Below are 13,216 nucleotides of genomic sequence, written 5' to 3'. Positions count from 1 at the left end.
CCCTATCGCTAGTAGATCTCTTGCGTGAACTGGGCGAAAGCGACTCGGGCGGCGCTTAATACGGTGAGGAACCAACCGGAGAAACTATCCGCTTCGAGCAGCTGGGCCAGTTCGGCCGCGGTCACCATGCGCACTTCCGAGACCTCGTCGGGGTCCGGTTGTGGCGGACCCGAGATTCGCCCCACGTACAGGTGGTTGAACTCATGCTCGACCAGACCCGTCTGCGCATCGGCGTGGCGATACGTCACCGTCCCTGCCGGTACGAGTTCGACGTCGAGCCCGAGCTCTTCGCGCACTCGGCGCTGCGCGGCCACCCGCGGGCTCTCCCCAGGAAACGGGTGTCCGCAACACGCGTTCGACAGGACTCCTGGCCAGTGATACTTGCCCGCGGCACGGCGCTGCAGTGCCATTCGCCCGGAGTCATCAAATAGGAACACCGAGAACGCGCGATGTAGCAGCCCCGGCGCTTCATGCGCAGCGATCTTCTCCGCCACACCCTGCGTGACGCCACCGGCATCAACCAACTCCAACATGATCTCCGGCATTTCAAGCAGTCCTTTCAGCGTGGTCCGGCAAATCCCCGGAAGCAGTTCCCCATCACCGCATCGTCGCGGCCTACCAAATCGTCAACCGCTACTGAACTGTTGGCCGCTTACCCGACAACCAAGAAGTGCAGCAAGGGGGCCTCTCGGGCCGTTCTGATTTCATTTCGGCTCGGTGTAAGAAGTCACCGGTCGCGGGCAATGACCAATTGCGTCAACGCAATCAGATCTTCTGATCGCGCGGAGTCAGGTAGTGCCGCCAGCGCGGCACCGATGCATTCATCGGCCTGCCGCTCGGCGGCCTTGCGGCCCCCCGCGGTCTCCACCAAGTCGATCGCCTGCCGCACTTCATCGGCTGACATCGGCTCTTCAGCCCCATAAAGCTGCGCCAAGCTAGCCGCCGCCTCCGTACCAGAGCCCAAGGCGGCGACCACCGGAAAAGTCTTCTTGCGGCGGGCCAGATCACTACCGACCGGCTTACCGGTGACATTCGGATCTCCCCAGAGACCCATCACATCATCGACGATCTGGAACGCCAAGCCCAGTTGGAAACCGAACTGATGCATCGCCGTCACCGTGGCAGGATCCGCATTCGCGGCCAACGCCCCCAACGCACAGGCACAACCCATCAATCCCGCCGTCTTGCCGGCCGCCATTTCCAGATAGCCATCAACGCTCACCGACTCGCGTGTCTCAAAGTCACAATCTTCGAACTGGCCATCGCACAAAGTCACACACGAGGATTCCAACCTCATAACGGCGTTCGCCGCAACCTCAGGCTCCAACATCTCAACCAACACACGGCCGGCCAACGCGTGCAACGCATCTCCGAGAACAATCGCATTGGTCTCACCCCACACCGCCCATACCGTCGCCCTACCCCGGCGAGTGGCATCGCGATCCATCACGTCGTCATGAACCAACGAGAAGTTGTGCATCAACTCCACCGCCGCCGCCACAGGAGCTGCGGCACGCGCATCACCACACGCCGACGCCGCCCCAAACGCCAACGCCGCCCGAATCGACTTGCCAGACGAACCATCTACCGGCACCCCATTGACGTCCCACCAGCCGAGGTGATATCCGGCCATCTTGGCCAACGGCTCACTCAACCACCCCACTGCTGTCCGCAAGACCGGATCGCACTGTTGCCGAGCATTTTTCAGCAGCGCCCGAGCTGCGTTCGGGGTCGCATTGGCAACATTGACCATGCCCAACGACATCGACCAACTCCTCACATCAGAAGAAACCTGTCCGCGAACCACAAGCGGTGACGGGCAGTGTCCGGTACCGGCCTCAACAACTTCTCAATGAGCTGACCTGCGGCGCTCGTTGGGCCGCAGAAGCATGTCGATCCGGTAGGGATCAACCGAATATCCAAGTGCGATCTGGATTTAACGTGTACGTAATAGATGTCTGGGTGAGTCGCTTGAGACCGACGCGCGGCGCCGCTCGCCTCCCCCGGGACGCATGCCAGCCGCCCCAGATGCGGCCATCGCGGCCGCGGGGCGGAACCCGCAGGCAAGTGCGTTTTGGTACCCATATTCAGGATGCGACGCGGGCGGCGATGAGAGTGCGAGACTTCGTGAAGATGTCGCTCTTGCAGGGACTTAACTCCGCTCTGCCGCTCGCCCGGCCCCGATCACACACGCCCGACGGGCTCTCCATTCACATCACACCTTGCGACGCCGAAACATCAAGCTGCCCAGCTTGATCACACTCCTTTCGCGGCGAGACACTCCGCCACGGTTCAAGATCCGTTGAGAATCCATTGAGGACGAGCCTGTTCAATCAGCGGCGGAAATTCCCAGTAGCGCAACGGAAATGGACTCCAAGTGAACGTTATTGACTTCCCCCAGGTCGACTTGGGTACCGAGGCGACAATCAGCCCCGATGTCGACAAAGCAGGGGAACACCTGAAGACATGGTCTCGCGCCACAGGCATCGTCCTCGACGGCCCCAACGGTGACGCCTTCGATGCACTCGCGCAGCATCGCCTGGCGGCATGGACCTATCCGGCGGCAACCGGTGCGGAGCTTGATCTGATGGCGGACTGGATCGGTTGGCTCTTTGCCTTCGACGACGTTTTCGATGAATCGATAGACGGCTGCGATCAGGACTTTGCCATTGCGACGGCGGCGGCCACCAACACCGTCTACACCGGGCTGCCCTCAGCACCCCCGAGCCCAGTAGTCAGGCCCTATGTGGTGGCGTTGGAGGATCTTTGGGAGCGGACTACCCAGGGCATGCCGGCGTACTGGTGCAGACGACTGGCCAACGACATGGTCGATTACGTCAACTCCTACCGAAGCCATGCCCTGATCAACGCATCACGCATTGCGCTCGACGAACAGTCATATCGAGCCCACCGGCTGATCTCCAGCGCAGTATTCATCACGCTCGACCTCGGCGAAGCCGCCGCTAGACGTGCCCTATCGGAGTCGCTGTTGGTGCACCCATACATACGGGCCGCTCGCGAAGCCGCCAACAACATCGTGTCCTGGAGCAACGACCTCTACTCCGCGCCCAAAGAGCTCAGTCTGGGCGACCTGTGCAACTACGTCGCCGTCCTGCAGTCTCAGGATGATCTCACGACTGCGCAAGCAGCCGACCGGGTCAGTCAGTACCTGCACGAGGAGATCGCGCGCTTCGATCAAACCAAACAGCTCATCCACACCCGCCTCATCCCACGCTTGCCAACCGAAGATCAACAAGGCGTGATCTCCATGCTGGATACCTGCAGCAACTGGATAACCGGCAACGTGGCGTGGTCATTGGAGACCGCACGCTACGCATCGCGCGCCATCGACATGGAGCGCGAAAAGGAAGTATTCGGGGACTTGCGAACCTAGGACTCGCATCAGCGCCCAGGGGCTGCGGCGAACATCAGCACACGACAAGGCGCGGCCGTGAGCGAAAAGAAACTGGCGACCGTTGGTTCAGCCAGGTAGTTCACGGCCGGCGTCTTGGCCGCGGTCGTCAGCAGGACAACACCAAAATCCAAGACCGCCACTTCAACTCGACCACAACTGCATCCACGGTGACCGGGCCAGCGCCATCCACACGCTGTCAACGGTCACCCATTCGACACTGATCTCGCAATAACTTCCACAACAATTTCCTGGAGGAGATCATGGAGCACCGTCCCGAATGCTGCTGTGGTTGCGCGCTCGCGCAAATGCCCTCTCCCCCAGAGGAATCTGTGCCCTTACCGCCCACAGTGGGCATACTAGGCACCGCCGCATTCGTACCGCCGCGCGTCGTCACCAACAACCAGGCAGGTGCCAGCGCCGGCATCGACGATGCCTGGATATTCGCCCGAACTGCGATCCGGACCCGACGCTGGGCCGACCCGGAGCAGGCCACCTCGGATCTGGCCGTCCAGGCCGCCGAACAGGCCCTCGCCAACACCGCAATCAACGCCGGGCAGCTCGGAGCGATCATCGTCTCGACCTCCACACCCGACCAACCCCAGCCACCCACGGCCGCCTTTGTCCAAAATGCGCTGCACGCCAACAGCGCATACGCCTTCGACACCAATGCGGTGTGTAGCGGGTTCCTGTTCGCCATCAACACCGCACACGCGCTGGCCCAACGTGACAGCATCCACGTGCTGGTCATCGGAGCAGACGTCTACTCACGCATCCTTGACCCCACCGACCGAAAAACGGTCTGCCTGTTCGGCGACGGCGCCGGTGCTGTGGTGGTCGGACCCACCACAGCCAGCTCGAGGCACCTGCGCATCGTCGACACCGAACTGCACACCTTCACCCAGCACATCAACCTGATCGGGGTGCCCGGCGGCGGCAGCCGCCAGCCCCTGACCACGGCCACTCTCGACGCGGGACAGCACTACTTCCACATGGACGGTCGAGGCGTCCGCGACTTCGTCACCACCACGGTCCCGGAGCAAGTCCGCAAATTCTTGGCGCGACACCACCTCGCTGTGGAGGACATCGACCACGTGGTGATGCACCAAGCCAATGGACGCATGCTCGATGAGATCTACTCGCTACTGGACCTGCGTAACGCCACATGCCACCAAACCATCGACCGATTCGGCAACACCGGTTCGGCATCGATCCCCATCACCCTGCACCACGCGTACCCCGAGCTGCACGGCAATATCCTGTGCATCGGTTTCGGTGGGGGAATGGCCGCCGGTATCACGCTGCTGGCCGCGGCGTCGGGCAGCGCGGGTGATGTGGGCGCTCACAAGTAGCACGCGCTGCGCCACCACCGGACCGCCCCCGACCGGGGCGACGATCCGGGAGCGTCGCAATCCTGCCCGCGCCTGGTCACGAACAGGCGCGCGCCGGACCCGGGTAACCGACCCCAGCGCCGCGGGCTGACCGTCCGAAATTCGGACGGTCAGCAGCGGTCATCCCATCGGAAAGCCCACCGCCAACGGCGGTTAGTCGGGTCCAGTTCATCGGTACATGGTAACTGGGCATTGTTGCGGGCTGATGGGCCGAACGTTGCTAGCGGTCGGTGATGATCAAAAACCTTCGCAATTGATCACGGGCATCGACCAGCGCGTCGTGGGCATCTCGGGACCGCGGGGGTAGCCGCGGGCTGCCGCGATCCTCCCACAGCTGCCGCAATTCCCGGGTGAAACGCGGTATCGCCTTCGGCAGGCCCGGCATCGGACCCCACAACTGACACAGCGCGACATGATCGTAGGCCCCGACCCAGGCCCATAGTTCGATCTGCTCGCCGCTGTCCACACCGAGGAACTCCTCCAGGTCCAGGCGGATCTGGCGGCGCGAACGCCACACCTGCGAGGCGGGTGACGGCAGTTTGGTCAGAACATGGGCACGAACCCAACTTCCAGCCCGTTCCGGATCGAATTCCGTGGAAACGGCGTAGTACTCACGGCCGTCCTCGGCGACCACGCCGATCGAGACCAGTTCGATGGTGCGGCCATCCTCGATGAACTCGGTGTCATAGAAGTACCGCATCGCCGCAGCCTATACGGAGGTCAATATCGGCTCGGTGCCCTCGGGTGGCGGCGCGGGGTGAACGTCGCGATCCAACTGCGCCTCGACGGCGCGCTCGTCGGGCAGCCGAGGGGTGCCGGCGATCGCACACTGCAACCAGAGCTTGGCCCGCACCACCGGGCGGCGCAAGGTGCGCTCGCGCTGCAACGCTCGCCGCATCTTGTCCGGTTTCGCGGTATAGCGCCACCGGGCCCAAGGGGCATGCGGCCGCGACAGCCGGATTGCACCGATGACCAGCAACACCACGATGAACATGCCGAGCAACCCGGTCCACACCTTGCCCTTGATCAGCACCACCGTTGCCAGCGGCAGCGTGAGCACCAATCCGCCGACCACCACCGCACGCGGGAGCACCGAATCGCTACCGGACCAGATCGTCGGGAAGAACATCAGGGGATGCAAACCCAGGGTCAGCAGACCCGCCACCGCTACCGCCGCAAAAACCGCGTCCACCGAGGTACGGCCGTCTTCCTCCCAATAGACGTCGGACAGATGCAGGATCAACGCATACTCGTCGAGCACCAGTGCCGCGCCGATCCCAAAAAAAAGTTGCCGCCACGCTGAGTTCGGGCTCGCGTCCGTTGACAGCCAGCGTCACCAAGGTCAGCCCCGAGATCATCACCAGCACCACCCCGAATGTCACATGGTGGACATGCACCGACCCGAGGTGCACATTGCGGGGCTGCCACCACCTGGGCAGCGGGCCATCGTCTGGGCGCCCGCGGATGACGCGCACGAAGGTGCGGGTCACAAAAAACGTCAGGATGAAGGCAACCAGGCAGCACAAAAGCGGCAATCGGCCGCGGTCGACAATGTCATGCTGCAGCCAATAGAACACCACAAAAAAGTTACGCCCACCGACGAATGCAGGTCGGCAGCCTCGCTGCAGCGGTGTCCGGCCGTCCGGTAACGATTAGGCTGTCGGGGAAATGAGTACATTGAGGTCGCCCGACGTGGGCAGTCGACTCGGGCGGGTCTCGGTTTGGTACCTGCTGTGGCTGGTAGCGGCCGCGGCACTGGGATGCGTGGTCTGGCGGTTGTTCGGGCACATCCCATACCGCATCGACATCGACATCTATCAGATGGGCGGTCAGGCCTGGTTGGACGGGCGCCCGCTCTACAGCGGCGACGTGAAGTTCCACACACCAATCGGACTGGACCTGCCGTTCACCTACCCTCCGCTGTCGGCGGTGGTGTTCAGCCCGTTTGCCTGGTTACACATGCCGGCGGCCAGTGTGGCGATCACATTCTTGACGTTGGTGGTGCTGAGCGCGTCGACGGTGGTGGTGCTTACCGCTCTGGATGTGTGGCCCAACTCGGAGCAGCTGCCCGGACCCGCGTGGCTGCGCCGGTTGTGGTTGGCGGTCATCATCGTGGCCCCGGCCTCGCTCTGGCTGGAGCCGATCAGTTCCAACTTCGCTTTTGGCCAGATCAATGCCGTGCTGATGACCTTGGTGATACTCGACTGCTTCCCGCGTCGCACACCGCGGCCCCGGGGGCTGTTGCTCGGCTTGGGGATCGCCCTGAAGCTGACTCCGGCCGTGTTCCTGCTCTACTTCCTGCTGCGCCGCGACAACCGGGCGGCGCTGACGGCGGTGGCGTCTTTCGTGGTCGCCACGCTGGCCGGTTTCGCGCTGGCCTGGCACGACTCATGGGAGTACTGGACCGACACCTTGCTGCACACCGACCGGATCGGTTCCGCGGCGCTCAACACCGACCAGAACATTGCGGGCGCACTCGCCCGCCTACCGATCGGCGAGCATGCGAGCCACCTGCTGTGGGTGTTGCTGTCTTTAGGGGTACTCGCGGTGACCGTCTGGGCGATGCGGCGGGTCCTGCGGGCCGAAGAGCCAAGCCTTGCGGTGATCTGTGTCGCCTTGTTCGGCCTGGTGGTTTCCCCAGTGTCGTGGTCGCATCATTGGGTTTGGATGTTGCCGGCGGTGGTCGTGACCGGGGTGCTGGCCTGGCGGCGGCGCAACGTCGCGCTGGCGGTGGTCACCATTGCCGGATTGGCGCTGATGCGCTGGTCACCGATCGATTTGCTGCCCAAACACCGCGAGGCCACCGCGGCCTGGTGGCGTCAGCTGGCCGGCATGTCCTACGTGTGGTGGGCGTTGGCCGTGATCGTCGTGGCCGGACTGACGGTCACCACCCGGATGACAATGCAGCGTCCGGCGGAGCCGGACCGAACCCCGGCCCCGGCCGCGCGCTGATTATCCGGCGGCGGTTTCGGGAATCCGTACCGCGTCGCCGGACCCGTCGTCATCCCCCTTGCCGCCGTTCTTGATGCTGGCGGCGTAGATGTCGACGTACTCCTGGCCCGAGAGCCCCATCAGCTCGTACATCACCTCGTCGGTGACGGCCCGCTCGATGAAGTGGTTGCCGGCCAGACCCTCGAACCGCGAGAAATCCATCGGCTTACCGAAACGAACGATGACGCGGCCGAAGCGCAACATCTTGCGTCCCGGCGGGTTGACGACATTGGTGCCGATCATCGCCACCGGGATGACCGGAACTCCGGTGTGCAGCGCCAGCCGAGCCAGGCCCGTCTTGCCTTTGTAGAGGCGACCGTCGGGCGAGCGGGTGCCTTCTGGGTACATGCCCAGCAGCTTGCCCTGGCGCAGCAGTCCTGCGGCGGTTTCGAGTGCGGCCTGTGCCGCGTCGGAATTGGTGCGGTCGATCGGCACCTGCCCGGAGACGCTGTAGAACCAGCGGTTGATCCAGCCTTTCACGCCGGTACCGGTGAAGTATTCGGCCTTCGCCAGGAAGGTGATCCGACGACGCACGACCAATGGCAGGTAGAAACTGTCGGCCACAGCGAGGTGATTACTGGCGAGAATAGCCGGCCCGGAGCTCGGGATGTGTTCCAGCCCTTCGACTTTCGGCCGCCCCAGCAGGGTGAAGAGCCAGCCCATGAAGATGTACTTGAATAGGTAGTACCACATGGCCCTCCCTCTCACCCGCATCGGAATGATGTCTGCGCCAACTGTACCCATCGGCGATAGGTACGACCACCTCCGTAGGTTGGTCGCTTACTCTTGCAGAGTAATCGGGATCGCCTGGTAGCGCGTCTTCGCATCGGCGTTCGCCGACCCGTTTTCGGGGGCGCTCTCACTGCTGAGGCCCCCGCCGGGCGGACCATCCGGCGGCGGTTTCGCCGATCGGTCGATGTCGTCGACTATGGCGCGAATCACGTTGAGCAACGCCACACTGTGTTCGGCGATAACCGTCGTCAACGGGTGCTGCTCACCATTGACCAGCGCAGCGAGCGCACACAGCGGGCACCACACCTGTTGGCACTTGCCGGTCGCTCCGCCCGATGCCATGGCGGCCGCGGCGCGCAGTGCAGGATCTACGCCATCGAGGATCGCCTGGGCGAGTTTGCGCAGTTCAGGACCAACTTCGGTATGGGGCCCAGTCACGTCGGCCACACCTCCGGATCTGGTCGAAATCGAACGGTCAGCTCACCGCCAGACAGGCGCGCGTCCAGCACGATGCACCTCCGCAATACGGAGGCCAACCGCACCCTGCGCCGCATGCCGCCGGCACTGATGATCAGGTCGTCATCAGCTCGGCCCAGTGTCAACGAACCGGGATCGAGCTGGGGCAACGCTAGCCGCAGACGATATACCGACCCAAGGCCGGACCCGGACTCGAGGTCAACAATCGGACGCAGCGGCCCCGGCGGCGCGCTTCCGCGGCGCCGGCGGGCGCCATCAAGCAGCCCACCGAGGGCCTTGGGTCCGATCGGCTCGCCGGCCGCATGCGCAACCAGCACCAGCGCCACATCGCCAATGGTGGCGTCGAGTTCCTCGAGAACGGCACGCTGCTCGGAGATGCGTTCGGCATACCAGTAGAAGGCGGGGTGGTCGGGCAGACTGCGGTACTCGTATGCCTCGTCCCGCACCAGAACCTGATTGACGAGTAATTCCTCGACGCGGACGCCCATCAGGGCCAACGATCCCAGCGTGCGCGTCGCCTCCGCTGCGACCACCCGCTCAGGAGTCAGCACCAGATGCGCGCCGACCAGAGAACCATCCGTCAGCAAAGTGCTGAGTCGATCGACGCTGGCACTGGTTCGCTCCAGCAGCTCCACCAGCGCGGCCGAGCGGCCATCTTCGATAGCGAGACTGAGCCGGCGATGCCGCGGCCACGCGCGCTCGACGTACAGGGAGAAGGTGGCGGGGAGGGTCAACATCCGCAGGGCGTCCGCGGTCGAGGCGCAGTCGACCACGATGCGGTCCCAACGTCCACTGGCCGCGAGCTCACCGACCGCGTGCAGACCGAGCACTTCCTGGACTCCGGGCAGCGCGGAGAGCTCCTCGGGAGCAATGCTGCCCAACTCCGAATCCGGAAATCGCCCATTGAGGGCATCGACAACGTCTCGCCAGCGGTCTTCGAGCAACGCCAGGGTGTCCAGCGCTAGGGCGTCCAAGAACCCCCCGCCGGTGTCGACCTGACCGGTCTCGAGATCAGCAAAAACACGAACCGGCTCGCCGGAGCCCGTCGGCGCAACCGCAATGCCCAGCACATCACCCAGCGAGTGCGCCTGATCGGTGGATACCACCAACACCCGCTGACCAGCAGTGGCGTCACAAACCGCGGTGGCGGCCGCCAAAGTGGATTTTCCTACCCCGCCTTTGCCTACGAAGAGACTGATCTGAGCCGGGGTGGGCGCAACAGGATCACTCAGCCCTCAACTCGTTTCTTCAGATCTTTCAGGGCTCCGTCGATCAGCCTGCGCTCAGCCTTGCGCTTGAGCATTCCGATCATCGGAATGGCCAGATCAACCGACAACTCGTAGGTAACGTCAGTACCAGAGCCTTTGGGCGCCAAGTGATACGAACCTTCAAGGGCCTTCAGCAGCGAGCTGGACTGCAGGGTCCAGCTAAGCGATTGACGGTCTGCCGGCCACTCATAGGCCATGATCAGGGTGTCCTTGAAGATGGTGGCGTCCATCAACATCCGGGCCAACATCGGATAGCCGTCGTCATCGGCCTCGAGGATTTCGACTTCCTTGTACTCGGAGATCCATTCGGGGTAGGCCTCGATGTCAGCGATCGCTTTCATCACCTCACCCGGCTCCGCATCGATGTAAATCGTCTGCGTCGTCTTGTCCGCCACCTGACCACCTTTCTCTGCCCCCGCACTCGATGTTTTTTCCCGGGGACACGGCCTTCCGGCAGAAACGGTACTCCCCGAAGCGCTACCTTGACCCGGCTAAATTACCGGAGAAACTCCGATCGGGCGTGTCTGCTCCAACGTCGTTTTCACCTCGAACGCCATCTTCTTGCCCGCCACCCGGCGCTGATGCGTCATTTTCGCCAGCTTCATCCGGGCCAACTCCCAAGCCGTCACTCCAGTGGGTTCAGCATGCAGGAAATAGTGCAGCACGACCCCGTCCAACGACGGCTCGAGCCAGATCTCCATCGTGCCGGTCAAGGCCCCGGTAACCGCCCACCTGATTCCCTTGTCGGCGCGGTCCTCGGTGACTTGCAGCCACAGATCGGGCCACCACCGGCTCCAGCTTGATCGATCCGCGACCGCGGCTCCGACCCGTGCGCCATCCGCGGCGATATACGTCTCATCCACGATCTGGATGCTGTTCATGGCCACAGCTTCACACACCCACCTGAGGGGGGCTGGCACCACCCCGCAGGTGCGGAACCCGCGCGCGGGCAATCGCAGTGAGAATCCGAACCAGGTGCCAACCAGGCGCCTCCATGCTGCGCGAATGCTGCGATTAGGCTGTGAGCAGGCAGTCCGCCCGCAAAATGGCAATCAACGCCACAACAGGTGTAGCGAGGTCGAAACGAAGTGCGTCAGTACAGTGTCCCCGCCCGTTTTTCCGTCGACGAGCGCGACAACGTCGCGGCCATAGTTTTCGAGCACGAGCGCGATGATCCCGACCACATCATCTATCAGCGCCAGATCGACGATATCTGGACCGATATCACCTGCGCCGAGGCGGCCCGGCACATTCGTTCTGCAGCATTGGGTTTGATCGCACTCGGAGTCCAGGCCGGTGACCGGGTGTCCATTTTCTCGGCCACTTGCTACGAGTGGGCGATCCTGGATCTGGCGATCCTGGCGGTGGGCGCTGTCACCGTGCCCATCTACGAGACATCGTCTGCCGAGCAGGTGCGCTGGGTGCTGCAGAATTCAGAAGCCGTGCTGGCGTTCGCTGAGACTGACGCGCATGCCGCAATGATCGCAGAGCTGACCGGTGACCTGCCCGCCCTGCGCCGCGTCCTGGTTATCAACGGTTCGGGTCCCAAGGCGCTCGAGCAGCTCGCCGAGGAGGGCGGGTCGGTTGACCGGGCAGAGCTGACGGCGCGACTCGATGCGCTGCGCTCCTCGGATCCGGCAACCCTGATCTACACCTCGGGCACCACCGGGCGGCCGAAGGGCTGCCAACTCACCCACTCCAACCTGCTTCACGAGATTCGCGGCACGCAGGAGTGCCTACCCACGCTGCTGACCCCCGGGCAACGGCTGCTGGTCTTCTTGCCACTGGCCCACGTGCTGGCCCGGGCGCTTACCTTGTCGGCCTTCGCCAGCAAGGTGACCGTCGGATTCACCAGCGACATCAAGAATCTGCTGCCACTGTTTGCGGTGTTCAAACCCACCGTTGTGGTTTCGGTACCGCGGGTTTTCGAGAAGGTCTACAACACCGCGGAACAGAATGCCTCCAACGACGGCAAGGGGGCGATCTTCAAGCTCGCCGCGCAGACGGCGGTCGATTGGAGTCGAGCCTGGGATGACGGCCGCCCGGGGTTGCTGTTGCGCGCCAAGCATGCGCTGTTCGACCGGCTCGTGTACCACAAGCTGCGCGCGGCGCTTGGCGGCGACTGCCACGCGGCGGTCTCCGGTGGGGCACCGTTGGGCGCACGACTTGGTCACTTCTATCGCGGGGTCGGCCTAACCATCTACGAGGGCTACGGACTGACCGAGACCAGCGCGGCCGTCACGGTCAACCAGATTGACGCTCTCAAAATCGGGACGGTCGGAAAACTGGTGCCCGGCAACAGTTTGCGAATCGCCGACGACGGCGAGTTATTGGTACGCGGCGGCGTGGTGTTCAGCGGCTACTGGCGCAACGAACAGGCCACCGACGAGGCATTCACCGACGGCTGGTTCCGGACCGGCGACCTCGGCGCAATTGACGACGACGGCTTCCTGAGCATCACCGGCCGCAAGAAGGAGCTCATCGTCACCGCGGGCGGTAAGAACGTCGCCCCCGCGGTGCTAGAGGATCAGCTACGGGCGCACCCGCTGATCAGCCAGGCGATGGTGGTCGGGGACGCCAAGCCGTTCATCGGCGCACTGATCACCATCGATCCCGAGGCGTTCGGCGGTTGGAAGCAACGCAACAGCAAGGCCGACCATGCGGCGGTGCGCGACCTGGCCGAGGACCCCGACCTGGTTGCGGAGGTGGATGCGGCCGTCAAGGAGGCCAACTTGGCGGTGTCCCACGCCGAATCGATCCGCAAATTCCGAATTCTGCACGTCGATTTCACCGAGGACACCGGCGAGTTGACGCCAACGATGAAGGTCAAGCGCAACGTGGTCGCCGAAAAGTTCTCCGTCGAGATCGAGGCGATCTACACCAAGGATTAGTCCAACGCGCCGCCGGCGGCTCCGCCGGCGGCGCGCATGAGCGGATCGCCCGAC

At 63.6% G+C, this 13,216-nt stretch carries 12 protein-coding genes and 1 pseudogene; 4 read left to right on the top strand and 9 right to left on the bottom strand.

Going from position 1 to position 13,216, the window contains the following annotated elements:
- Window positions 1-8 precede the first annotated feature (8 nt).
- Both idi and idsB read right to left on the bottom strand, forming a co-directional pair.
- Complete coding sequence (idi, locus tag MMSP_RS13845) at window positions 9-545, bottom strand: isopentenyl-diphosphate Delta-isomerase (RefSeq protein WP_020787119.1); 537 nt, start codon at window positions 543-545, stop codon at window positions 9-11.
- Window positions 546-727: 182 nt separating this feature from the next.
- Complete coding sequence (gene idsB / locus MMSP_RS13840) at window positions 728-1,765, bottom strand: geranylgeranyl diphosphate synthase IdsB (protein ID WP_020787118.1); 1,038 nt, start codon at window positions 1,763-1,765, stop codon at window positions 728-730.
- Window positions 1,766-2,377: 612 nt separating this feature from the next.
- On the opposite strand from idsB, the gene MMSP_RS13835 reads away from it, so the two are divergent.
- The gene (locus tag MMSP_RS13835; protein WP_020787117.1) at window positions 2,378-3,394 is read left to right on the top strand and encodes a terpene cyclase; all 1,017 of its coding nucleotides are present in this window, start codon (window positions 2,378-2,380) and stop codon (window positions 3,392-3,394) included.
- Window positions 3,395-3,762: 368 nt separating this feature from the next.
- Window positions 3,763-4,764: a 3-oxoacyl-ACP synthase III family protein gene (locus MMSP_RS13830; RefSeq protein WP_020787116.1), complete on the top strand. Its 1,002-nt coding sequence runs from the start codon at window positions 3,763-3,765 to the stop codon at window positions 4,762-4,764.
- A gap of 259 nt (window positions 4,765-5,023) precedes the next feature.
- Here MMSP_RS13830 and MMSP_RS13825 read toward each other — a convergent pair whose 3' ends face one another.
- The gene (locus MMSP_RS13825; RefSeq protein ID WP_012394886.1) at window positions 5,024-5,503 is read right to left on the bottom strand and encodes a polyadenylate-specific 3'-exoribonuclease AS; all 480 of its coding nucleotides are present in this window, start codon (window positions 5,501-5,503) and stop codon (window positions 5,024-5,026) included.
- Window positions 5,504-5,512: 9 nt separating this feature from the next.
- Window positions 5,513-6,380, bottom strand: a pseudogene (locus MMSP_RS13820) (hypothetical protein).
- A 91-nt stretch (window positions 6,381-6,471) separates the two neighbouring features.
- Here MMSP_RS13820 and MMSP_RS13815 point away from each other — a divergent pair.
- A complete protein-coding gene (locus MMSP_RS13815) occupies window positions 6,472-7,755 on the top strand; it encodes a glycosyltransferase 87 family protein (RefSeq protein ID WP_036426500.1) in 1,284 nt (427 codons plus the stop codon).
- On the opposite strand, the gene MMSP_RS13810 is transcribed toward MMSP_RS13815, so the two are convergent.
- From MMSP_RS13810 to MMSP_RS13790, 5 genes are all read right to left on the bottom strand, one after another.
- Complete coding sequence (locus MMSP_RS13810) at window positions 7,756-8,487, bottom strand: 1-acyl-sn-glycerol-3-phosphate acyltransferase (protein WP_011741292.1); 732 nt, start codon at window positions 8,485-8,487, stop codon at window positions 7,756-7,758.
- 87 nt (window positions 8,488-8,574) lie between these two features.
- Window positions 8,575-8,964: a hypothetical protein gene (locus MMSP_RS13805; RefSeq protein WP_015356162.1), complete on the bottom strand. Its 390-nt coding sequence runs from the start codon at window positions 8,962-8,964 to the stop codon at window positions 8,575-8,577.
- Window positions 8,961-10,235, bottom strand: coding sequence for an ArsA family ATPase (locus tag MMSP_RS13800; protein ID WP_188069513.1), 1,275 nt, complete (start codon window positions 10,233-10,235; stop codon window positions 8,961-8,963). The genes MMSP_RS13805 and MMSP_RS13800 overlap by 4 nt, the downstream gene beginning before the upstream one ends.
- On the bottom strand, window positions 10,232-10,666 hold the full coding sequence (locus MMSP_RS13795; protein ID WP_011741295.1) for an SRPBCC family protein: 435 nt from the start codon (window positions 10,664-10,666) through the stop codon (window positions 10,232-10,234). The genes MMSP_RS13800 and MMSP_RS13795 overlap by 4 nt, the downstream gene beginning before the upstream one ends.
- A gap of 96 nt (window positions 10,667-10,762) precedes the next feature.
- Window positions 10,763-11,152, bottom strand: a complete 390-nt coding sequence (locus MMSP_RS13790; protein ID WP_036426499.1) for a hypothetical protein — start codon at window positions 11,150-11,152, stop codon at window positions 10,763-10,765.
- Window positions 11,153-11,359: 207 nt separating this feature from the next.
- Here MMSP_RS13790 and MMSP_RS13785 point away from each other — a divergent pair, with 207 nt between their 5' ends.
- Window positions 11,360-13,162 carry a long-chain fatty acid--CoA ligase gene (locus MMSP_RS13785; protein ID WP_020787112.1) on the top strand — a complete coding sequence of 601 codons (1,803 nt, stop codon included), beginning with the start codon at window positions 11,360-11,362 and terminating at the stop codon, window positions 13,160-13,162.
- Window positions 13,163-13,216 lie beyond the last annotated feature (54 nt).

Origin of the sequence: Mycobacterium sp. 012931, assembly GCF_000419295.1 — a bacterium.
Taxonomy (GTDB): Bacteria; Actinomycetota; Actinomycetes; order Mycobacteriales; family Mycobacteriaceae; genus Mycobacterium; species Mycobacterium marinum.
This window is presented reverse-complemented; position numbering and strand designations above follow the sequence as displayed.

Excerpts from the sequence above, each read along its gene's own strand:
- idi (WP_020787119.1), bottom strand. The coding sequence starts at position 545 with ATGCCGGAGATCATGTTGGAGTTGGTTGATGCCGGTGGCGTCACGCAG.
- MMSP_RS13815 (WP_036426500.1), top strand. The coding sequence starts at position 6,472 with ATGAGTACATTGAGGTCGCCCGACGTGGGCAGTCGACTCGGGCGGGTC.
- MMSP_RS13790 (WP_036426499.1), bottom strand. The coding sequence starts at position 11,152 with ATGAACAGCATCCAGATCGTGGATGAGACGTATATCGCCGCGGATGGC.
- MMSP_RS13810 (WP_011741292.1), bottom strand. The coding sequence starts at position 8,487 with ATGTGGTACTACCTATTCAAGTACATCTTCATGGGCTGGCTCTTCACC.
- MMSP_RS13825 (WP_012394886.1), bottom strand. The coding sequence starts at position 5,503 with ATGCGGTACTTCTATGACACCGAGTTCATCGAGGATGGCCGCACCATC.
- idsB (WP_020787118.1), bottom strand. The coding sequence starts at position 1,765 with ATGTCGTTGGGCATGGTCAATGTTGCCAATGCGACCCCGAACGCAGCT.